The sequence below is a fragment of the Bacillus sp. AC266 genome, from assembly GCF_979253805.1.
Genome location: NZ_CEEDEC010000009.1, coordinates 161477 through 184149, shown reverse-complemented (window position 1 = coordinate 184149; position 22673 = coordinate 161477). Strand labels below are relative to the sequence as shown.

Annotated in this window: 19 protein-coding genes; 5 read left to right on the top strand and 14 right to left on the bottom strand. The window is 36.6% G+C overall.

Annotated features, from left to right (window positions below; all coding sequences use genetic code 11):
* Positions 1 to 54 precede the first annotated feature (54 nt).
* On the bottom strand, positions 55 to 732 hold the full coding sequence (locus AC0IXC_RS26825) for an MgtC/SapB family protein (protein WP_002033612.1): 678 nt from the start codon (positions 730 to 732) through the stop codon (positions 55 to 57).
* A gap of 313 nt (positions 733 to 1045) precedes the next feature.
* Between AC0IXC_RS26825 and AC0IXC_RS26820 the strand changes: the two genes are divergently transcribed.
* Entirely contained in the window at positions 1046 to 1564 is a 519-nt protein-coding gene (locus AC0IXC_RS26820) for a GNAT family N-acetyltransferase (protein ID WP_471653586.1), read from the top strand.
* Positions 1565 to 1618: 54 nt separating this feature from the next.
* Here the strand turns inward: AC0IXC_RS26820 and AC0IXC_RS26815 are convergent, their stop codons facing one another.
* The gene (locus tag AC0IXC_RS26815; protein WP_002033610.1) at positions 1619 to 2527 is read right to left on the bottom strand and encodes a VOC family protein; all 909 of its coding nucleotides are present in this window, start codon (positions 2525 to 2527) and stop codon (positions 1619 to 1621) included.
* A gap of 223 nt (positions 2528 to 2750) precedes the next feature.
* Positions 2751 to 3662, bottom strand: a complete 912-nt coding sequence (locus tag AC0IXC_RS26810) for a VanW family protein (RefSeq protein ID WP_002128453.1) — start codon at positions 3660 to 3662, stop codon at positions 2751 to 2753.
* Between the two features lie 464 nt (positions 3663 to 4126).
* Between AC0IXC_RS26810 and AC0IXC_RS26805 the strand changes: the two genes are divergently transcribed.
* Positions 4127 to 4453 (top strand): hypothetical protein, encoded by a 327-nt coding sequence (locus AC0IXC_RS26805; RefSeq protein ID WP_002087720.1) that lies wholly within the window; start codon positions 4127 to 4129, stop codon positions 4451 to 4453.
* 115 nt (positions 4454 to 4568) lie between these two features.
* Entirely contained in the window at positions 4569 to 5660 is a 1092-nt protein-coding gene (locus AC0IXC_RS26800) for a DUF3900 domain-containing protein (protein ID WP_002014380.1), read from the top strand.
* A gap of 313 nt (positions 5661 to 5973) precedes the next feature.
* Here the strand turns inward: AC0IXC_RS26800 and AC0IXC_RS26795 are convergent, their stop codons facing one another.
* The 8 genes from AC0IXC_RS26795 to AC0IXC_RS26760 form a co-directional block, all read right to left on the bottom strand.
* The gene (locus AC0IXC_RS26795; RefSeq protein WP_002087722.1) at positions 5974 to 6321 is read right to left on the bottom strand and encodes a hypothetical protein; all 348 of its coding nucleotides are present in this window, start codon (positions 6319 to 6321) and stop codon (positions 5974 to 5976) included.
* Between the two features lie 341 nt (positions 6322 to 6662).
* Positions 6663 to 7508: an exonuclease gene (locus AC0IXC_RS26790; protein ID WP_193652433.1), complete on the bottom strand. Its 846-nt coding sequence runs from the start codon at positions 7506 to 7508 to the stop codon at positions 6663 to 6665.
* Positions 7509 to 7697: 189 nt separating this feature from the next.
* Positions 7698 to 7898: a cold shock-like protein CspB gene (gene cspB, locus AC0IXC_RS26785; RefSeq protein ID WP_001179147.1), complete on the bottom strand. Its 201-nt coding sequence runs from the start codon at positions 7896 to 7898 to the stop codon at positions 7698 to 7700.
* 136 nt (positions 7899 to 8034) lie between these two features.
* Positions 8035 to 9015 carry a WD40/YVTN/BNR-like repeat-containing protein gene (locus AC0IXC_RS26780; protein ID WP_471653585.1) on the bottom strand — a complete coding sequence of 327 codons (981 nt, stop codon included), beginning with the start codon at positions 9013 to 9015 and terminating at the stop codon, positions 8035 to 8037.
* A gap of 16 nt (positions 9016 to 9031) precedes the next feature.
* A complete protein-coding gene (locus tag AC0IXC_RS26775; RefSeq protein WP_001062757.1) occupies positions 9032 to 9475 on the bottom strand; it encodes a flavodoxin in 444 nt (147 codons plus the stop codon).
* Positions 9476 to 9617: 142 nt separating this feature from the next.
* Positions 9618 to 10238: an acetate uptake transporter gene (locus AC0IXC_RS26770; protein ID WP_000070943.1), complete on the bottom strand. Its 621-nt coding sequence runs from the start codon at positions 10236 to 10238 to the stop codon at positions 9618 to 9620.
* 86 nt (positions 10239 to 10324) lie between these two features.
* A complete protein-coding gene (locus AC0IXC_RS26765) occupies positions 10325 to 10720 on the bottom strand; it encodes an NUDIX hydrolase (RefSeq protein ID WP_060749166.1) in 396 nt (131 codons plus the stop codon).
* A complete protein-coding gene (locus tag AC0IXC_RS26760) occupies positions 10717 to 11058 on the bottom strand; it encodes an ASCH domain-containing protein (RefSeq protein ID WP_002128458.1) in 342 nt (113 codons plus the stop codon). Before AC0IXC_RS26760 ends, AC0IXC_RS26765 begins: the two co-directional genes overlap by 4 nt.
* 139 nt (positions 11059 to 11197) lie before the next feature.
* Between AC0IXC_RS26760 and AC0IXC_RS26755 the strand changes: the two genes are divergently transcribed.
* On the top strand, positions 11198 to 11755 hold the full coding sequence (locus AC0IXC_RS26755) for a CatB-related O-acetyltransferase (protein WP_215590040.1): 558 nt from the start codon (positions 11198 to 11200) through the stop codon (positions 11753 to 11755).
* Positions 11756 to 11802: 47 nt separating this feature from the next.
* On the opposite strand, the gene AC0IXC_RS26750 is transcribed toward AC0IXC_RS26755, so the two are convergent.
* Positions 11803 to 19275 (bottom strand): DUF7507 domain-containing protein, encoded by a 7473-nt coding sequence (locus AC0IXC_RS26750; RefSeq protein WP_471653584.1) that lies wholly within the window; start codon positions 19273 to 19275, stop codon positions 11803 to 11805.
* Between the two features lie 116 nt (positions 19276 to 19391).
* Between AC0IXC_RS26750 and AC0IXC_RS26745 the strand changes: the two genes are divergently transcribed.
* Entirely contained in the window at positions 19392 to 20141 is a 750-nt protein-coding gene (locus tag AC0IXC_RS26745) for a (S)-benzoin forming benzil reductase (RefSeq protein ID WP_088039927.1), read from the top strand.
* 35 nt (positions 20142 to 20176) lie between these two features.
* On the opposite strand, the gene AC0IXC_RS26740 is transcribed toward AC0IXC_RS26745, so the two are convergent.
* Together AC0IXC_RS26740 and argH are read right to left on the bottom strand one after the other, a co-directional pair.
* Positions 20177 to 21010 carry a GNAT family N-acetyltransferase gene (locus tag AC0IXC_RS26740; protein WP_002014365.1) on the bottom strand — a complete coding sequence of 278 codons (834 nt, stop codon included), beginning with the start codon at positions 21008 to 21010 and terminating at the stop codon, positions 20177 to 20179.
* A 66-nt stretch (positions 21011 to 21076) separates the two neighbouring features.
* Positions 21077 to 22585 carry an argininosuccinate lyase gene (gene argH / locus AC0IXC_RS26735; RefSeq protein ID WP_215590043.1) on the bottom strand — a complete coding sequence of 503 codons (1509 nt, stop codon included), beginning with the start codon at positions 22583 to 22585 and terminating at the stop codon, positions 21077 to 21079.
* Positions 22586 to 22673: the final 88 nt, after the last annotated feature.

Sequence of the window (22673 nt, the reverse complement as noted above, 5' to 3'; positions counted from 1 at the left end):
AAAAAAGGATAGATAATAGCGAAATTCCTGCTACATCTATCCTCTATTTCAACACTATGATTTTAACTTTATAAACGTAATTTCCGGCAATGTTTGCATATGCTGAATAAATGCATTCTTTTCTTCTGACGATATATTTTTCAATTGCATTCCTACCTTATAAACTATTTCTGTATCTTGCTGTAAGGCTTCAATTTCATATGAAAGTATTGGAATACCTTTCACTCGTAGCGTCTCTACTATTTGTTGTACCGCTTCGTGTTTATTTATACACATTTGCACCGTTATATTTTGCGGAAATAAAAATTGCACCTTAAAAATACGACTTACAATCTCTAAACCAATCAAAACGAGAATCATCGCTCCAATCCCTACAACATACATACCTGCTCCAATTGCTAGCCCTATTCCTGCTGTAGCCCATAAACCAGCCGCTGTCGTTAATCCTTTCACTGCCTGCTTTTGAATAATGATTGTACCTGCACCTAAAAATCCAACTCCACTAACAACTTGCGCTGCAATCCGGCTCGGATCAAGAGCCATATGTTCTTCAAACACAATATCCGAAAAAGCATATTTCGAAACGACCATTATTAAAGCACTCCCTACGGCTACTAGGAAATGTGTTTTTAATCCCGCTTCTTTTGAGCGAATTTCCCTTTCAATTCCAATTATTGCTCCTAATAAACCGGCAACACCGATTCGTATAATAAAATCAATATGTAAGCTCACGGGCATTTCCCCCTTTCATTCATTATAGATAGATAAAACAAAAATTATCACAAACATCCGTTTATCGATATAAAAGCATTTCATTAAAATATACTTAATATCTCAACTTATTTATGTTAATATTTTAAATATTAACATAAATAAAACAACCTACTTCTCATACAAAAAAACTTTAAAGTTCAACGTCTAACTTATTTTCAGTTAAAAATGGTATATGAGTTGCATGAAATGAGGTTGAGAAAATCAGGAAACGCTTTCATTTTATATCATAATTTTTGTGAAATAAAACATAAATAAAAGGAGCTTACTAACAATGAACGTCTCTTTACTTACACCTACTACTGATTTACAAGAAGAATACTTAGATTTTTATAACGAATGGAAAGATAGCGGTGAAACGATGATTCCATGGGTTATTTCAAAAAATCCTTCTAATTTCACGGCAATGATTCAAGAATTACACGACGCACATAACGGAATAAATATTCCTGAAACTTGGGTACCAGATTCTACTTATTGGCTTGTTACAAATGAAAATAAAATTGTAGGAGCTGTTAATATTCGTCATAGTTTGACGGAGCATTTATTTAATGCTGGAGGCCATATCGGTTATGGTATTCGCCCTTCTGAAAGAAGAAAAGGTTATGCTACAAGGTTACTAGAGTTATCATTAGAAAAAACGAAAGAATTAAACATCACGAAAGCACTTGTCGTTTGCGACGAAGTGAATACTGCTTCAGAGAAAACGATTTTACATAACGGCGGTCTCCGTGATGATGATTTCACTGAAGAAGATGGGAATGTTGTGAGAAGGTATTGGATTGAGCTCTAAATAATCAAAAACAAGCCAGAAAGTGATTAAACACTTTCTGGCTCCTTTTTCCTTTTATACTGCTTCTATTTCAAACTGCACTGTAATACCACTTGGATCTACTACAGTAAATCCATTTGTAGTTTCATTTATTTCATGTTGTTTTTCTATTAATCTTTCTTTCACTTCATCTAACGCTTCTTTATGCGGTAGTACTATCGTATACACTTTTAGTCCAGTTGCATGTGCTGGTGGATGTGGATTATTTACCCCGTTCCACGTATTTGCACCAATATGGTGATGATACCCTCCTGCCGAAATAAATAAGCAATCATCTTCACGCTGTTGTACTTCAAAACCTACTGTATCTACATAAAACTCATGTGACTTTTCTACATCAGCTATTCGTAAATGGACGTGCCCAACGACAGTGTCAGCAGGTAATCCATCAAACTCATAATTAACGAGCGTTGCCAGTTCTTTTAAATCTAGTGGCGTACTTCCCCCTGGCCCTTCTCCCCATTGACCTCGAGGGCGATCTGCATAAATCTCGATACCATTCCCCTCTAAATCTTGTAAATAAAACGCCTCACTATACGTATGATCACTTGCACTATTAAATCTTGAAATTGGCAAAATTTCATTTGAATATGTATAACGTCCTTCTTGCTCAGCCGGACTATCAATTACCTTTTTATTGCGAATAACACCAAATAGTGCCGAAGCAAAAGCTTCACGAGTCGGAACTAAAAAGGCAACGTGATATATACCCGTCGTACGCGGTTCTTGTAGCGCTGCATCTTCCAACTGCTCAAGAACAAGTAACGTATTCTTACCACCTTTTCCTGTTAAATATGCTTTATTCCCGTCTTCCTTACTTACCTCTAACCCTACTACATTCTCATAAAAAGCAATTTGACGCTCTAAATCTTTTACTTTAAATTCGACATGACCAATACGTGTTTTCGGATGAATTTGTACCATGAATAACTTCCTCTCCTAATCCTTTATTTCAAAACAAACTAACATCGCCGTTACTATGAAGGATACAACTAAAAACACACTATGTAAATAAGAAAAATCAGAATTCATAGTTTTTTAAGGAAGGCCATTAATGACAAAAATCCATCTCCTCTGAAATTCAGAAGAGATGGATTCAATTATAGAAACTATAAATATTTTACTTTCTTATCCTTTAACTACATATTTATTTCATCTTATGTACTTCAGCAACTAACTTTCCACCTTGAATGCCCATATAAAGCTTAACAGGAGCATCATTCGTATTTTCAAATACTAAGTCTAAATATGGATAAGCAATTGTTGCATCTCTTCCCTGAGGGACATAACCTACTGTTTTAGAATGTGTAGTTCTCTCTACCATTTTCAAACCAGCTTGATCTGCTGCATTGTATAGCGTTGATGATGTTTGACAAACACCACCACCATAACCATCTACTAATTTACCATCTACAATTTCTTTACCTAATTGATATCCTTTATCTGGCGTTGTATCACCGATTAATGCATTGAAAGAGAAACTGTCTCCTTTTGCTAATACAACTCCATTTATGCTCGCTGCCGACAAACGAATATTCTCAATACGGCCACCTGCTGATCCACCTAAATTCGTTTCATATCTACCAATTACCGTGCCACTTCCTTGCGCATCACTTAATGTTGCGGTAGGCTTTTTCTCAACGATAGGTAACTGATATGAAGAATCCCACATACCAACGTTTAATAATTTATCTACTAATTCTTTTTCCATTAATTCAAAAGAAGGCTTTCCTTCTTGCCATGATCCATCAGATGCTATACGTGAAGGGACCATCTTTTTGTCAACACTTTTCCCGACTTCACCTGCAACCTTCGTTACGGATTTTTTGAATTTCGCCTCATCTTCAAAATAACCTAAACTCGATAAGTCTATTTTTTTCACTTCAGTACCAGTACGCCCATCCACTAAGCTAATTGAATCCTGCACATCAGCCTTAGCCTCTACAACATTCCCACCAAAATCACTTACTAATGCCACATCACTTACTTTTGTACCACAACCACTTACTACAGCTACGCATAGCACCCCTACTAATATACCCTTTATTTTTCGGAACAATATACTCTCTCCTTTTCCCCAACATTATTTCTTATGTATTATTTCATTTTTATGTATCTTTTGTTACAATCATTTTACAATATATTTAGAAAATGTTACAAGTTGTTTTTTACTCTATTAAAATTACTCTTTTCTTTTGTAAATGTCTATACATATTTATATAAATTTTCGAGTTTGATAAAATTGTAACTTTTATGCAACCTATCTCCATCCAGTATATACCATTCAACAGATGAAATACAAATGTAACACCCTTTCATTTCACCTCTCTATTCACCTGCATGCTTCAGAAACCGCAATACCGCTTTCTCATATGTGATCATTATTAACAACTTAAACCGAGCTTTTATCGGTAAAAACAATCATTCACTTCAGGTATATAGGTATTTGCCGTGCCACTACTCCGCTTTTGCACATACATTATGATGAATTTAACCTATTATAAAGAAATGGAGGATGTTTTTATGTATCCCTACAATCCTTATGATCCATATAACCAATATGGTTACCAACCTCAGTATGATTTACAGGCACAATACCAACAATATATAGATCAAACAGAACAAGTTAATCCATATGATCAAAATCGACAATTTCAACTTCCAATCTCTTTCCCTGGTACTGGAAACCGTCAATTAGAAAGACGAGTAAATGAGCTTGAGCAAAGAGTACGTCAACTAGAAAACACAGTTGAGCGTCATACGCGTAGATTAAACCGCTTAAATCAGCGTTTACGTACAGTAGAAAATAGGCTAAATATTCCATTTTCAGCATTAGAAGACGGATTTTAATTTCGAAAATAACAAATATATAAGGAAGGGGCTCCCCCTTCCTTATATAAATTGACGAAAGTTTTTTCCATCTCTATACTGATAAGAGTTAATGAAATGAAACAAGGTGATAAATATGGATTTTGAAATAAATTTTCTTTCCTTTTATGTAGTACAAGTAGAAGGAAAAGGTGAAGCAGTTGATAAGCGCTATAAACATTTTCAAACATTAGACGCTGAAGAGTATGAAGATAGCTCTTTAAAAGAATTTTTGAATGGTGAATTATTAAAAATTTCAAAGCGAAAAGTAGAACGTCACGCAAAAACAGAACAAGCCCCAACGAAGATCGGTCGCTTTATTGTAGAAGAAGGGCATGAACTCGATTCAAACCCTCATTACAACTTATTTAATCGTATTCGCTTTGCAGAAACAAAAGAAAACTTCAAAGATATGAGCGAACCTCTCGTTTATACATACCTTGACACAAGCGCTGTACGTGGTGGTGTGTTTTTAATCGCTCAAGCAAAACTACGCAAATACTTTGATGATCCATTCGTATTCGTAATGAAATGTGACTTCGAACCAAAGGTTGCTTCCATTTCTGATGAATCAACACTTATTCGTAACGTTGAAATGGCCATCACAACAAAGAATATGAAATCTATCCAGTACCCATACATGCCTGAAGAAGGTATGGTGGAGCCTGGCGAACTAAAAATACACCAAGCATCACACGCCCGCTACTTTGAAGACTTCTTAAAATTCGTCGAATACGAACGCTCTATGCCTGAAATTATGAAAACACAAGTAATGGACATGGTATACGACCAAATTGAAGATGTATTTGAAGAAGGTACTGAAGAACGTGAACAGTTCGACCAAGCGATGGAAGTATGGGCTGCCAGTCCGAAACGCGAAATTATGGAACAATTTTCAACAGAAGAAGTAATGGAAGCTACCGCTCAAATCGTCGAGCACGCCCCTGAAGTGGAATTAAAGCTAAAAGCAGATCATATCTCTGTGAAGGCTTTGCTTGCTGATTTCGGAGACCTAATACATATTGCAAAGGTAAACGACCGATATGTATTAATGATTGAGGCTGATACACTTACGTTTGAGAAAGGCTTCTCTCCAATTGAGTTTTTGAAGCCGGATGAATTACAAGACGTAATTGAGCGGATTGAGAATAAACAGCAGTATTCTTATGATCCGAATGGGATCGAATAAATGCTTCCATATACCTATTTTTACTGAGCTCTATTAACAAGCGCTCTTTTATTTGGGACATAGTTGACATTTATACTAAAAACCGATTCTACTAAGAATCGGTTTTTCTTCTTTATAACAAATATGCTTATTTTCAAAAAATATTTTTGGTCCAAGATGACATTTCTTGTAGAATCAAGCAGATTCCTTCCTTGTTGTACAAGCGTATTTCCATGAGAGACATCTACTTCAATATTCCTAGTTGACCAAGTCCTTCTATAAGTTTTTGGTGTTTTTCCTTTTAGTCATTATGTATGTTGTTAAAATGAAAATTTCACTTTACTACCTCAAATTTATTGTACTCGTAAAAAGATAATTGAAAACGATATTCCGGATGCTCTCTCACCCAATCGTAGGCTTCTTCTAAAATATCCATTTTATTTTGCACGTCATTAAGTTCACTACATTCGTTCCTTTTCTGTTTACATAGAGGACAGAACCCACCCACTATCTCGGCATTCATCGCACGAATCGTTTTACTTTCTAAGTCAACTACTAGACGAAGAATAAGAGAATGCTCCGCTTTTGTAGTCACCATCATTTCAGCAATTCCATCCTCATTCCAAAAGACACCATTTAATTCCATCTGTACGGTGACATCTTTGATTTCCAAGTCTATCACTATCACACCTCCCTTGTATAAGACTCTTACCTTACTCTTCGATTTTAATCTTTAATACACCACGAGCTAAAGATATATTAAGCTTTTTCCAATTCTTCTTCTTTGCTATGAAAGGAAGTGTAATTAGTGCAAATAGTGTGGTAAATATTATCAAAAAAACTAAAACGGTTAAAATGTTAAAGATTACTTCCATTAAACTACACTCTTTTCTATGTATATCCGTACTAAAAACAACAAAATATTCCATTAATAATACAGGACAAGCCGTGAATTCTCCAACTAAACTTCAGCAACTTAATCCTGAAGTCTAGTTGTACATATGAATAAAATAAATTTTATTACTAACTTTCTTCTACTACTTTCTCCATCTCAGCCAAATACCTAAGCTGCCGCTCCGCTTTTCTCACCGCAGTAGGAAAGTGTTTTTTCAGAAGTTCTACTGCTGATTCACTTATATAATATCTTTCCGTTATACTTTCCCACGTGTCACTACTTTCAAATGCATTCCATACAAAAGGACGCTCTGTATTTTTTCTCAGTTCTTTAAACACCCATTTCCGCATCCTTTTTTTCGCTTTTTCTGTTAGTTTTCCGTTCTTTACAAGTTCAAGCTCACCATGTCTCTTGTATCGCTTGTTAATATCTCTCTCGCCATATACTTTCAGAAAGATATTTGCTGTATTCTCAGCATCTGCTAAAGCCCGGTGCTGCTTCCCTTCCCACGTTAAGCGGAGCTGATCCACTGCAAATTGTAAACTTGGTGTATGCTCAAATAATTCTTCATACGCCTGAAAAACAAATTTTTGCACATCAAATCTGCTCTCTTTTTCCATACATGGGCATTCTACACCGTATAATGTACAATCTTGAGATAGAAAACGGTAATCTTCTTTTCCCCATGAAACAAATATTGAATCTTCTCCGATGAACTGAATAAATTTCTCTATAATTTGAGGGAAATTCCCTACACCTATTAAATCTTTCTTTGTAATTCCAGTTAATTTTGTTGTATGACGAGTTAATGGGGCACTTGGTTTTACTAACTCTGAAAATTCTCCAATAACCTTCATTGTACTCACATCTATTTTTACAGCTCCAATATCAACTATTTCTGACGGGTCTTCTGATTTATACGGCCTAAAATTCCTTTCAATATCAAACACAATGAAGTGTGTAGCGTTTTTCAATTTATTTACCTCTTTCTAAATTCCTTTTCACACACATACTTTATTTTCAGTATTTATTTATTAATGCACTTTATGCATGAAAAACTTCGCATAAAAATCAAAAATTCAGTCTTATTATTACATGTACATAGGAGGATATTCAATAAAAACGCAAAAAAAAAGAAGGGCAAGCCCTTCTTTTTTTCATAATTACTTCTTGTTTACGTTTGTAGCTTGAGGTCCACGGTTACCTTGTTCTACTTCGAAAGTAACTTCTTGACCTTCTTCTAAAGATTTGAAGCCGTCGCCTTGGATAGCTGAGAAATGAACGAATACGTCTTCTCCGCCTTCAACCTCGATGAAACCGAAACCTTTTTCTGCGTTAAACCATTTTACTTTACCGTTTTGCATTTAAAAAATCCTCCTACAATGTACCTATATGTACATATTCATTTTCAACCACTTTACAATAATACATCATATATTAAAAAACTGCAACCCCAGAGGAGATTTAACATTGCTATCCTCCTCGGAAGTTACAGCTCATTTAAATCTCTATATTATTAAAAGTAAAATGGTTTAAAGTAACTATATCATACCAATATAATAAAAGTAAAGTTTTTTTAAAGTTATACAGCTTTTTTTTCCACTGCATCGTTTTTAATTCACCTGATCCAGCTACAACATAGCCTTCTTTTTCATTAACAATGCGCCAACCATGCCCTTTAACCGAATCACATACTGTAACAATTCCTTCTTCAAGAAGCACACGGCAAACAGTGCTAATTCCCGCCTTATTTTGCGTTGACGTTGTATATAACACATGTTGATCCACACTTAAATCTAAATAACTACTCGCTTTTTGTTCACTTTGACATGTATGCCAACCTATTTTATCATTTTCGATACTCTCATCTATTCTGCAAAAAGAAATATTTCCGCTAATCCCCTTGCACGATCCACTTGCCGCTACTAAATAGGAATTATGTATAGTCAACGCAGAAATCATCTGATTCATCGCTATTTTAATCCTTTTTAATTTACGTGTCTCTAAATCAAAAAGCCAAACACCACCATATTTAGTATGTATTTTCGTACCGATAAATAAGTAATGTTTATATAAAAATAATGATCGAATAGATGGTGCCTCACTACCGTAATTAAGAAATGGCTGAATAATCTCCCATGTGGAACCAAAATCATTAGAATGATATAGTGTTTTATCTCCATGAGCAATTACTGTTCCATTCTCATTACTACATACATTCCAGCTCGTTGCTTTCGTTGGAAAGCGCTGGATCGTCCACGTTTCTCCACCATTCATACTACGAATAAAAACTCCTTCGTCTCCTACTCCGTAAACTACGTTACCTTCACTATGTAAATCTCGAATTCGTTTTTGGAAACCAGTTAAAGCCTGTTTCCATTCTCCATCTTTTTCAATGAATAAACCATTATATGTAGTAGCTAACAAAAGCTTTCCATCTCTTAACTTTGTAATAGCAGTTGCACTTAACATTGTTTCCACGTTGACACTCCCGTTCCTAGAACTTCTCGGCAAAAGCAATTGCAAAATCACTGCATTTTTCAACGTCTTCTTTATCTTCTGGAGCTAATTCAATTTTCAATCCTTCTTGTACAAGTTCTGCCCCGCATTTTACAAGACGTTCTTCAAATATCGTTACCGCTTCACAAAACAGTTCATACGCCGTATCACCTGATCCAAAAACAGCCACTTTTTTACCCGTTAAATCTATATTTTCTAACTCATCATGGAAATCTTCCGCTTCAAATGGTAATTCACCATCACCCCACGTATAAGATCCTAAAATGATTCCATCATAAGCTAATAATTCTTCAGCATCCATACCTTCCATCTCTTGCAATACTACTTCATGATCAAAGGCATCTAAACTTACTTTAATTAAATCAGCAATACTCTCTGTATTCCCTGACATACTTGCATACGCTATTAAAATTTTCGCCACTTCGGCATCCCCCTCTTACAATAATTGATTCTCATTCTCATTATATTAATAATGAGAATCAATTTCAATTATATTTTTTGCTATTTTATTTTATTCCATAAAAAAAAGAACAGATGACTATACAATCATCTGTTCTTTTTTATTACTTTTTAAAAATACCAAAGGGTTTTCCAACTGGTAATACAACTTTTCCGAAGTGTGTATTTAACACAGCTGCTGCTGAACCATAGAAAGATAATAATGAAATACATAGTTCAGAATACGCTGCTAAATTATGCATTGCGTGCGGCATAACACCTAAAGTACTTAATGAAAGACCGATAAATAAGAAATCAATAAGGACGAAAATCATAAATAATACTTTATGTGTTTCCATTGCACCAATTGTCATAAAGATCGTGAAAATCAAGTATCCGATAAAGGCTACACCGAGCTGTTTTGAATCTGCAGTTTGGGCTAATTTTTCGCCAAATACTCCAAGTTGAATTAACCAAGTCATTCCAACACCTAACCAAAATAGGCCGTACGCACCAAATGCTGTTGTACCGAACGTATTGTTGTGCTTTGCATCGTGAATGCATGCAAAGATTTGTGCAAATCCTCCTAAAAAGATTGCCCATGGTAATACAAGTGAAACGCCATCTGTTAAGCCTAACTTTTGAGACGATGCTACAAGTGTTACCATCGCTAATCCAAATAGACCGATTCCAGATGGATCTGCTGTTGTCATTTTCACATGATGTGTAGTAGTTTGATTGCTCATAGAAACCTCCTGATTATAAACATACTCGAATACAATACTTAAATCAGAAGGCTATGTCAATGGTTTTTTTTGTATGTTGTCAGACCTTATATTCCATAATAATCAAATACACATTTGGCCACATCATAAGGTTTTACATTTAAATTTGGCAACTCATTTACCGGCATCCATAAAGGAATATAACTCCCTCTATCTTTCAGCTCGAACTCCTCGCCTTTACCACTTCCGAAAACTCCACCTATAATATGGGCATTATAATAATACTCCGTACCTTTATACTCCACCTTTGCAATCCGATGCTCCACTTGTATATGTACCCCTAATTCTTCATAAACCTCTCGCTTCGTTGCTTCTTCAGGCGTTTCTCCTTCTTCAATTCCCCCGCCTGGAAAAACAAAATACAGCTCACCTTCTCGAACACGTTTTATAAGAGCGATTTTACCACCTTGTATAATTATAGCTGCACCGCGATTTCTTCTCACTTTATTACCTCAACACCAATCGCAACTGTTCCCCATTCTTTTTCTTGTTCTTTCGTATATATTCCGTATGTACTTTCTAACATTTCTTTTATACTAAGTTCTTCACAATCAAATAATTTTTTATCAATTTGTTCGTACATTGCTTTAAAGCTTTCGTATCGTTTTATCTCCGTTACTTTTACAGCCATCGTTTCTGCTGTCGTAAGGTTCGTAAATACAATTTCATCGTCTTGTTTTATAAGTTGACGTTTTTTATCGTATAAGCGTACTTCATATACTTTTTTTCCTAATTGAATCGACTGAAAAGGTTTATTATATAATCCCATTTCGTATCTCATACATTTCACTCCCTTTTATTCATCTTGCCTACTAACATTTTTGCACATTACTATTTCATACAACATAGTTCGCCTTACTTCACCTTGCATATAATGTTCCATATCCATTACTTTCTTTAGAGAGGATGATAAAATTAGTATGTTATATTTAAATCAAAAACCTGAATATAATAAATATGATATCGGTGATTATACTTACAGTAAAGTAGGCCCTATTATTTTTTCTTGGAATGATGAAACAAAATTAAAAATAGGTAAGTTTTGTTCATTAGGAGAAGAAGTCGTTTTCGTACTTGGCGGTGAACATCGTGCTGATTGGATAACAACTTATCCATTTAATGTCCTCTTCGAAGAAGGAGCACACATTACTGGTCATCCTTCTTCAAAAGGTGATGTCGTAGTCGGCAATGATGTATGGATTGGTTATCAATCCTGCATTTTATCTGGTGTTACAATTGGTAACGGGGCCATTATCGGGGCCAAGAGTGTTGTTACAAAAGACGTACCTCCATATGCAATCGTCGCTGGTAATCCTGCCAAACTAGTTCGATATCGTTTCCCGCAAGAAATCATTGAAAAACTAGAAAACCTTGCATGGTGGGACTGGGACATTTCCGTTATAAAAGGAGCTATTCCATTTCTACTCTCCAACAAAGTCAACGAATTTTTCACTTCTCCCGAAGAAGAAGCTACTTGATCTAAACAAAAAGAGCATCCTATTCTTTCAGGATGCTCTTTTTGTGTTTATTTTTTATTTATTCGCAACTGATTACACGGAGAACAGTGAAATGGAATTTTGTCTAAACAATTAAAGTTTGTTTCACAAATTTGTTCTATCGTTGGAACGAATGGAATGACAACTATGTTACTATCTATTATTTGTGTAACAGGTGGCAATACTGTGCCTACTTGATGTTCGAAGCGAATACTCGCTTGATTAATATAATTTCCTGAACCACTTGGTGCACTCTGAACTGTTACTTGGAACGAAACTGTCCGTGCTTCACCTGGATTTAAACTTCCTATAAGAAACCCTGATACTGGGCTTACATTTGGCACTGGCGTATTATCAACAGTTACACTTCCAGGAACAAATTGAACACTACTATCTAACATATCTTGAAAACGAATATTTTGTATCGCTGTATCTCCCGTATTTGTAATAACTGTCGTAAACGTAATAACATCTCCAATTGTTGCTGTTTGATGATCTGCCACTTTTACAACAGTCGTTGAAACATTCTGAGGAATAAACGGGATAACAACTGTATTGCTATCGCCTTCAACTACTACAGGCGGTTCATTTGGATTCACAGTTGCAAACCCACTCGCTGTCGCTGTATTTGTAACTAAGTTATTTATTTGCCCTCCTGTTATTACAACTTGGAAATTAATAATTGCTGCATCATTTGGTTGAAAATCACCTAACGGAATACCAGTATTCGGATTAGCAAATGGAAAAGGTACATCATTTACTGTTACCGTGCCATTTATAAATAACGTATTCGGATCAATGATATCCGTTAAAGCAATATTCGTCACAGGAACTGTACTATCATTTATAACAGCAATTCCGTAAGTGACAACATCTCCTACCATCGCTACTTCAAAGTTTGCTCCTTTTGCAACAAATAAAATTGCAGTATTTACCGTTACAATCACAGTATTACTCGTGTCCATTACTGTAACTGGCGGCTCTCCTGGTACTAAAATATACTCAGCTAACGCCCCAGCAACGTTCACCACTGTACCACCATCTGGAAAACTTGTAATTGTAGCTTCATATGTTACAATCGCCGTCTCACCGACTGGAATGTCTAAAATCGTAAATCCAACCTGCGGATTTACTCCTGGACGTGCTACCCCATTTACCGTTACACTATTTGGTACAAAAGCCGCTTCCGGAGATAACACATCAATAAATTGAACATTCATTGCATCAGCCGTACCAGTATTTAATATGCGAACACGGTACGTTACCGTTTCTCCTACTCCAACAATTGAATGATCTACTTCTTTCAGCATATCTAAACTGCCTCTATTTACTGGTGTGACTGTCGTATTACTTGAATTCGTAATTGTAAACGGTGGTTCTCCTGGAATCAATTCGAAATCACCAGTTACTCTCGCTGTATTCATAATGCTACTAGAAGGCGGAATTACGATTACATTTACTTCAAATGTGATTAGTATGCTATCTCCTACTGCAAGATCCGGTAATGAAAAGCCTACAAAAGGATCTAAACCTACTTGTGGAATCCCATTTATCTGTACACTCCCTGGAACGAATTCTAAACTAGGTGATGGAACGTCAATAAATTGCACATTTGTCGCTGTTACCGTTCCTGTATTTGTAACTTGCACACTATACGTTAACGTATCTCCTAATCGTGTCGCCTGTTTGTTGACAGTTTTTATAACATTGAATCGCCCTCTATTTACCCTTGTTATTGTCGTATTACTCGGCTCTGTTACTACAACTGGTGGTTCTCCTGGTACTAAAGTAAAACTTCCTGTTATATTTGCAACATTCGTTATCGTTCCTGAAGATGGAATATTTGTCACTGTCGCTTGGAACGTCACTATAGTCGTATTGCCAACAAGTATATCGCCAATTCCAAACCCTGTAATCGGATTCAAACCAGGTTGCGGAGTTCCATTTACCGTTACACTATTTGGTACAAATGACGCTCCTGCTGAAATCGTATCAATAAACTGAACATCGTTAGCTGTTACTGTTCCTGTATTCGTTATTTGCACTGTATACGTTAATACATCTCCAACTAAGGTAGCAGCTCTATTGACTTGTTTAATAACATTAAAGCGTCCTCTATTTACAGTTGTGAGCGTTGTGTTACTTGGCTGATTTACTATAACTGGTGGTTCTCCTGGTACTAATATAAAGCTTCCAGTAACATTTGCCGTATTGGCAATTGTTCCGTTTGATGGAACACTAACAACGGTTACTTGGAACGTGACTTCTACACTTCCCCCTGAATTTATATCTGGAAGTGGGAATCCATTATTAGGATTGAACCCAGGTTGTATCACACCACCTATCGTTACACTATTCGGCACGAATGCTATAGAGGAAGGTAATACATCACTATATTGAATATTCGTCGCTGTCACTGTCCCTGTATTTTGAACTACTGTCGTATATGTGATTGTATCGCCTACTGCAACAATTGGCTCACTTACTGATTTTAAAACATTCAAACCAGGTTCATTTATTTCGGTTAATGTCGTGTTACTTGTCGTTGTTTCAGTAATAGGCGGCTCTGTTTCACTTACAGCAAATGTAGCCGTAACATCTACAAAGTTAACAACTGTTCCACCTTCTGGTATGCTCGTTACCATCTCTTGATATGTGACAAGTACAAAATCATCTACAGGTATATCTGGAACTGTAAAACCGATAAAAGGATCTAATCCTGGTGCTGGTACCCCGTTTATGCTCACACTTCCTGGTACAAATGCTACACCCGCGGAAGTAGTATCTATAAATTGAACATTCGTCGCTGCCACTGTTCCAAAATTAAAAATCAATACATCATACGTTAAAATTTCTCCTACAGTCGCTACTTCTTTATCTACTAGTTTTAACGGAAAAATAAACGCTATATTAATTGTCGTAACGACTAAATTTGTTAATATCGTTTCCGTAATCGGTGGTTCCTGCGGATTTGGTTGTGAAGTAAATGTAACGTCTGCATCATTTAATATGACTTCATTATCTGGAATTTCTGTAATCGTCACTCGGAACGTTACCTCAATACTTCCACCATTAATTAATAATGGAGTAACTGTAAATCCTATTTCTGGATTTAAACCAAGTTGCTGCACCCCACCTATCGTTACACTATCTTCTACAAATGTCGTTCCTTCTGGTATGACATCTTGGAAGAACACATCTGTAACAGGTATAATTCCTACGTTTGAAATTAGCACGGTATACGTTAATACATCCCCAACCGCTCCAGTTGCAACGTCAACTGTTTTTGTTGCTGTTACTTCACCAGGAGGAGGTAACGGTATCGTAACTACTGTCGTATTACTTGTATTCGTCGTTGTTACAGGGGGCTGTAAAGGATTTAATAAAAAAGTGGCTGTTGCAGATGCGGTGTTTAGTACGGCTCCGCGCGTGGATGGCGCAACTACTGTTACTTGGAACGTTACAGTCAATGATGTTCCAGCAGCTATATTAGGAAGCGTAAAACCTATATTTGGATCAAATCCAGGTTGAGGAGTTCCATTTATCGTTACACTATTTGCTACAAATGTTGTTTCTGGAGCAATTGGATCAATGAAAGAGACATTCGTTGCTGTTACCGTTCCATTATTTCTAATGACAACAGAATACGTGTAAATTTCTCCAAGTGCCGCTTGTTGTACAGATGAAGATTTTTGTATATTTAACTGTGCTGTGTTTACTTGCGTCACGACGAAATTGCTATTCGTAACAGTCGTTATTGGAGGATTAGCTGGATTTATAAGAAAACTTGCAGTAACGTTTGATTGGTTTCTAATATTTCCACCACTCGGGACACTCGTCACTATAACTTGAAACGTAACTGTAACGGTTTGCCCAACTGGAATATTCGGAACTGGAAAACCTACCACAGGGTCTGCACCTTGCTGAACAACTCCATTTATCGTGACACTATTCGCTACAAACGCAGTTCCAACAGGAATCGGATCTTGAAAAATAATATTTGTTGCAGGAACAGTTCCTGTATTTTGAATAAGAATCGTATACGTTAACGTATCTCCTACACCTGCTTGCGGTGTGTTTACACTCTTTATTACATTAATTGATCCTACATTCACTCGCGTCACAACAATATTACTAATTGTTACAATTGTAATTGGTGGCTGCAAAGGACTTACTTGAAAATCAGCAGTCACATTTGCATTATTCGGAAGAACTCTATTTGGTGGTACACTCGTGATTGTCACCTGAAAAGCAGCTGTTACCATCCCTCCTACTGGAATATTGGCAAGCGGAAATCCAGTCGTTGGGTTTAAACCTGGCTGAGGTGTTCCGTTTATTGTTACACTATTTGCTACAAACGTTGTTCCAGATGGAATAGGATCGAGGAATGATACATTTGTTGCTGCTACTGTTCCACTATTTTGTATACGAACTGTATACGTTAACGTATCTCCTACACCTGCTTCAGTAGCGCTTACACTTTTCATTACATTTAACCCTGAAGAATTCACGACTGTCATAACAGTATTACTTGGTACCGTTACAGTAATCGGTGGCTCTGTTGGATTTACAAGGAAATCTCCAGTTACATTCGCATTATTTACGACATTATTTCCTTGGGGAATTTCATCAATCAATACTTCAAACGTAACAATTACACTCGCGCCAGTAGGCAAATTATTTAATGGGAATCCAAGTTCTGGATCTGCCCCTTCTTGTAAAACACCATTAACAAATACACTGTTTTCAATAAATAATGTCCCTTGTGGAATTGAATCTTGGAAAAATACATTTGTAGCTGGTACACTACCTGCATTTATGACTTCGATTGTATATACTAAAACATCCCCTACCGTTGCAACATCCGTATTCACTGCTTTCACAACTTCAAAATTCCCTGATTGTACAGTTGTATTCACAATGTTACTAGGAACATTGATTGTTACTGGCAGTTCGCTCGGATTCACTTGAAAACTTGCTGTTACATTTGCTTGATTTAAAATATCTTCATTTTCTGGATCCTGTACAATTAATACGTCAAATGTGACTACAACGGTTTGAGCCGCAGGAATATTTGGAAGAGAAAATCCTGTATTCGGATTCAATCCACTTTGCGGTACTCCATTAATCGTTACAGTATTTGCAACAAATGAAACAGCGGAAGAAATAGTGTCTTGGAAAAACACATTTGTTAACGGAACGTTTCCTGTATTTTGGACGGCAATCGTGTATGTTAAAGTGTCCCCTACTGCCGCTTGCGTTGTATTCACTTCCTTTATTACATTTAAACCACCTGTATTAACTTGTGTTACAACTGTATTCGTTTGTCTATTAATCGTTACTGGCGGCTGATTCGGAATAACGACGAAATTAGCCGATACATTTCCACGATTCGCAATCGTCCCTCCTGATGGCGTAGATGTGACTCGTACTTGAAAAGTCACTGTCCTACTTCCACCTGGAGATATATTCGCTACTGTAAACCCAGTCGCAGGATTTGCTCCAGGCTGTGAAACCCCATCTACAGTCACACTATTTGGAATAAAAGTCGTTCCAGTTGGGATCGGATCTTGAAAAATAACATTTGTCGCAAGTACATTTCCTGTATTTTCAATTGTAACGGTGTACGTAAGAACGTCATTAACTGTCGCAAAAGCTCTATCCACTGTTTTTCTCGTTCTTATATCAGCTATATTAATAGTAGTAAATACAGTATTACTTGTCGCTTGACCTGAAATTGGTTGTTGGCCAGGCACTGGAGTAAAGTTAAATGTTACACTTGCACGGTTCGGAATTGGATTTACAAGAGGATTAGATGTTACTCGAACTTGAAAGCGCACTACAGTCGTTTGTGAAGCATTAATACTTCCAAGATTAATACTACTTGATGGATTCGCTCCTGGACGTGCTACTCCATTTACCGTAACACTATTTGCGACAAATGTTGTTCCTGCAGGGATACTATCAACAAAAATAACATTGTTTGCAGCAACATTCCCATTATTCGTGACATTAACTGTGTACGTTAATACGTCATTAAGCGTTGCCGTCTGTAGGTCTACAGATTTTTGCATACTTATAGTTGCTTGATTCACTGTCGTTTGTACTGTATTTGAAGAAGACGTACTTGTAATAGGGGGACTACCGACAAAAGGACGGAATTGATATGACACCATTGCACGATTTGGAATAGGGTTTGGGTTCGGGAACGATGTTATTCGAACTTGAAATGTAACAATTCTTTGCGTGTTATTTGGGATTGTACCTAAATTAATTCCATTCGCTGGATTCGCACTCGGTTGTGTTACTCCACCTACCGTTACACTACCTGCTACAAATGTCGTTCCGTTCGGAATACTATCTTGTAATACAACGTTTTCTGCACTTCCTGTTCCTGTGTTCGGGACCGTAATCGTATAGGTGAGAGTATCCCCTACCCCTGCAACTGTTCTATTAACCGATTTAATAGGATTAATGATTGGACCTGTCGCATCAATTTGAACACCAAAACCAGCTGCAGCGTATCCATCTCCATTTGTGACAAAGCGAACAGTTGCTGACGTCTGATTGTTTACTAAAGAAGATGAGGCGTCTACATTCGTAATATCCCACCCTTGTCTTCGGACTGCTAAAGCGATTCCTAACGGCTGATTCAAATCTCCAAATGTGCCGCTCGTATCTAGATTGCCACTATCATTACAAATTTGTGATTGAAAGAAATTATTCGCGGGGTTTCTCGGTCCGAATAATGCGACTGTAGCATTTGCATTCGGTCCAAAGCGAAGCTGATCTCCAACAATGTTAGAATCACCTTCTTGAGCAGTTACGAGCAATCTTCCTGTAACAGCTCCTGTTGCTGGAGTAGCAAATCCTGAAATAGTAGCATCAACTGGAGGGGATGAAGCATCGATAATTTCTTGACCTGCATATACTGATAAATTCCGAAGTGGTAAACTTGCATTTTGATAAACTACCTCAAGCGTCCAGCCAGCTGAACGACTGATTGTTGGATCAGCTGAAGTTCTTGCAGCTGGCACGGCACCTGTTGTATATGTGCCTGCCCCACCTGCACTTACAAGATTCGTTACATTAGCAGAGCGAGCATAATAAAACTGGTTTCCTACCGAACCTTGCTGCGCGGTAGCAGGGTCTGGCGTAACTGAAAATGTTCCTGCTGGTGTTGTAAATGTAATATTATCATTTAAAAATGGTAATACATCTTCCGTATCAGTCCGGAAAGTACCAGCCCAAACCAACTCTGCATACAAAATACTACTCCCTGCCGGAAGGTTTAAAATTGCACTTGAAGAATTCAATTGCCAGTCATCCGTTGTTCCTGCTGGGAATCCTGGTACTTGTAACGACGTATTTACTGTCGTAAATACAGCAAGTGTACCAAAAATATTACCTGGCGCAGGCGATGTAGGACTAAGTCCCAACGTATTCCCAGTGAACGTGACGGCACCAGTTACTGTTGTTGTAAAGCGATTCAAAAAAGGCACGTAATCATCTCATTTCATTTATAGTAAAAAGTGCTCTATACTATAAAATGTAGACAAACTATAGAGTGTACGTTGTCCAAAAAAATTCCGCACATACGAGAGGAGTTTATAAAACTATGCGCTACGTTATCGTAACAGGAACTTCACAAGGTTTAGGTGAGGCAATCGCCGCACAATTGTTAGAAGAAAACACAACCATCATCTCTATTTCTAGAAGAGAAAATAAAGAGCTTACTAAACTCGCAGAGCAAAAAAACAGTACTTGTATTTTCCATTCCGTAGATCTTCAAGATGTACATAATTTAGAAACTCGTTTTAGCGAAGTCGTTTCATCTATAGAAGAAGACAAAGTTTCATCTATTCATTTAATTAATAATGCAGGCACAGTCGCACCAATGATGCCAATTGAAAAAGCAGAAAGCGAACAATTCATTACGAACGTTCACATTAATTTACTTGCACCTATGATTCTTACATCTACTTTCATGAAACATACGAAAAACTGGAAAATAGATAAACGAGTTATAAATATTTCGTCTGGAGCAGGGAAAAACCCTTATTTTGGATGGGGCGCTTATTGTACAACGAAAGCCGGTGTAAATATGTTTACACAGTGCGTAGCTACTGAAGAAGTAGAAAAAGAATACCCTGTAAAAATCGTTTCTTTTGCACCAGGTGTTGTTGATACAAATATGCAAACACAAATTCGTGAAACAAATAAGGAAGACTTTATTAACTTAGATCGATTCACCGCATTAAAAAAAGAAGGAAAGCTACTGTCACCTGAATATGTTGCGAAAGCTATTCGTAACTTACTAGAAACTGAGAATTTCCCGCAGGGTGAAGTAATTCGAATTGATGAATAACAAAGAGGCACGCTATAATAGCGTGCCTTTTCATTCTATTTCTCTAAAAATATGAGTACAGACTCCATCATCTTCTCATAACCAATCTCTTGATAAATTTTATTTGATGTTGGATTTGCCAGGTCCGTATATAATGTCGTTGTTTTGTAACCTTCATCTAACATACGTTGACTAAGTGCAGCGACACAACTAGATGCGTACCCTTTTTTCCGAGCTTCTTTCGGTGTATATACGAAATTAACTGTTATATTGTTTGTAGTCGGTCTCGTTTTTGCAGCTACAGAAACAATCTTCCCGTCTACTTCTAAACCAAATAGACGATGATTAGTAATTAATGTATGAGCAGTTTGTTTCGCTTCTTCTTTCGTAGTAGGAAGCTTCACATCTTCGCAAAATTGATATATCCACTGCTCTATTAATGTTAGCTCATCACTACTTACTTCTCGAAAGATTCCATCTCCGTTCCACTTTTTCTTTACTTGTTTTAATTCATATATACCTTGCTCCATTGCAACATTAGTTTTCTTATTCTCTAACACTGCAATCTCTTCCGCTAATTTCTGTACGATTTTTTTATTACCAATCAATCCAGGAATATTTGGATATACTTTCGTTAACTCTTTTGCAAGTTCCTTAATAGCTACTGCCGAAATCTCAGACGTAGCAACAATTATTTGTTTCTTTTCTTCTGTTTGAAGAAATACAGCTGCAATTTCTTCCTCTTGTTTTGCTACTCCTATAAATATCGGTTCTTGGACCATTTGTAATACACCTAATATGAGATTATTTTCCTGCTCATTCTTCTCTAAAAATGGTGTAACCTCTTCTGTAAAATTAAGAATCTCTTCATATACATGTAATTGAATCATCGACAATCTCTTCTCTCTATTTATAGTTTCATTAAGTATTGGCGATTAATTCATTAAATCCTTCTTTTACGATTTAATAATGTTCGAAGCTAACGTATTCAAATCATTTTCAGCTTGTAAAATTCTTTGTTTTTCCTTTTCAAATACCTCTTCTTCTTTTTGAAATGACTCTTTTCGATTTTTAATCATACGCTCAATCTCTTTTTTACTCGGTCCACCATATACATTTCTTTTTTGAATAAAAGCTTCTGGTGATATAATTTCTTTCCACTCTTCTTCTAATAAATTCACTTTCAAATTTTCTTGTAAGTATACATTTATGTCCTTGAAATTTAATTCATGTAATTCTTTCTTCTGCTGCATAGACATATTCGCAATCGCACTTGCTGCATGATGTGCATGCCGAAATGGTATTTCATAGTTTTTTGTTAAAACATCTGCGAAATCTGTAATCGTAATCGCGTGTTTATATGAACGACTTTTTAACGTTTCCTTTTCTACTTTCATCGTTCGAATAACTGCGTTCATCATACAAAAAACACGAATCGCCTTTTCGATTCCTTTATATAAATACGGCTGCAAGTCATCCTCCGTATCGACAATATCGCCAAATGGTGTATTATGAATCATTTGAAATACAGTAAATGCTTCCCCTAAAGCACTACTCGTAATAGCACGGGCATGTTCTATTGAAACAGGATTTCGTTTTTGCGGCATAATACTACTTATTTGCACATATGGCTTCGCTACAGTAATCCCATCATATTCTTTCGTCGCTAATAGTAAAAAATCATGAATCCATCTACTCGTATTCGTCATAATAACCATTAGTAACGAGCTAACTTCTAATAAATAATCTGCTCCAGCAACAGCATCATATGAGTTCTCAATTACATTTGTAAACCCAAGTAACTGTGCCACTCGTTTTCTCTTAATTGGGAAGCTTGTTGTAGAAAGGGCAGCTGCCCCCATTGGAGAATGATTTAAAAGATGATACGCTTTTTTCATTCTTTCTAAATCTCGTTGCATCGTATCATAAATTGCCAAAACATAATGACCAAATGTTGTCGGCTGCGCCGGTTGTGTATGTGTATACGCGGGCATAATTGTTTCCATATGTTCACCGGCGAGCTCCAGCATACTTTCTTGCAGCAATAAATGATGTTCCATTAACCGCAATACAAATTGCCGTAAACTCATGCGATACATCGTTACACCCATATCATTTCTACTTCTACCGATATGCATATTACTTACAAATTCACACTTTGCTTCTTGAGAAAGCAAATGTTCAACTAAGAAAAAAAGATCTTCATGTTGCTCTGTATATAGCAACTTCTCCTTTGGAATCCCCTCTACTTTTTTAAGTGCGATTAATATAACTTTCGCTTCTTCTCTTTTCATTAACTTCTCTTCAGTTAACATAGCAATATGTGCCCTATGCACTTGAAACATATCTTTTAATAAATAATTACGCTGAAAATTAAATACGTGCTGTAATACACAATCTACATATGTTTTCCCAGGGAAATCAGCGCCTTCATTCTTAATAAACTCTTCTTTACTCTGTTTCATCACCTTTTCCCCTTTCGCCTAAGTGTTACTACCCATCATACCCAAGGATGGTGAAAAAGTGTTTGTACATAAAAATAAACTCGGCGCT

What these genes read in the sequence shown, in the direction of transcription:
- AC0IXC_RS26820 (WP_471653586.1), top strand. Translation starts at nt 1,046, where the DNA reads ATGAACGTCTCTTTACTTACACCTACTACTGATTTACAAGAAGAATAC.
- AC0IXC_RS26815 (WP_002033610.1), bottom strand. Translation starts at nt 2,527, where the DNA reads ATGGTACAAATTCATCCGAAAACACGTATTGGTCATGTCGAATTTAAA.
- AC0IXC_RS26805 (WP_002087720.1), top strand. Translation starts at nt 4,127, where the DNA reads ATGTATCCCTACAATCCTTATGATCCATATAACCAATATGGTTACCAA.
- AC0IXC_RS26800 (WP_002014380.1), top strand. Translation starts at nt 4,569, where the DNA reads ATGGATTTTGAAATAAATTTTCTTTCCTTTTATGTAGTACAAGTAGAA.
- cspB (WP_001179147.1), bottom strand. Translation starts at nt 7,898, where the DNA reads ATGCAAAACGGTAAAGTAAAATGGTTTAACGCAGAAAAAGGTTTCGGT.
- AC0IXC_RS26770 (WP_000070943.1), bottom strand. Translation starts at nt 10,238, where the DNA reads ATGAGCAATCAAACTACTACACATCATGTGAAAATGACAACAGCAGAT.
- AC0IXC_RS26760 (WP_002128458.1), bottom strand. Translation starts at nt 11,058, where the DNA reads ATGAGATACGAAATGGGATTATATAATAAACCTTTTCAGTCGATTCAA.
- AC0IXC_RS26755 (WP_215590040.1), top strand. Translation starts at nt 11,198, where the DNA reads ATGTTATATTTAAATCAAAAACCTGAATATAATAAATATGATATCGGT.
- AC0IXC_RS26745 (WP_088039927.1), top strand. Translation starts at nt 19,392, where the DNA reads ATGCGCTACGTTATCGTAACAGGAACTTCACAAGGTTTAGGTGAGGCA.
- AC0IXC_RS26740 (WP_002014365.1), bottom strand. Translation starts at nt 21,010, where the DNA reads ATGATTCAATTACATGTATATGAAGAGATTCTTAATTTTACAGAAGAG.
- argH (WP_215590043.1), bottom strand. Translation starts at nt 22,585, where the DNA reads ATGAAACAGAGTAAAGAAGAGTTTATTAAGAATGAAGGCGCTGATTTC.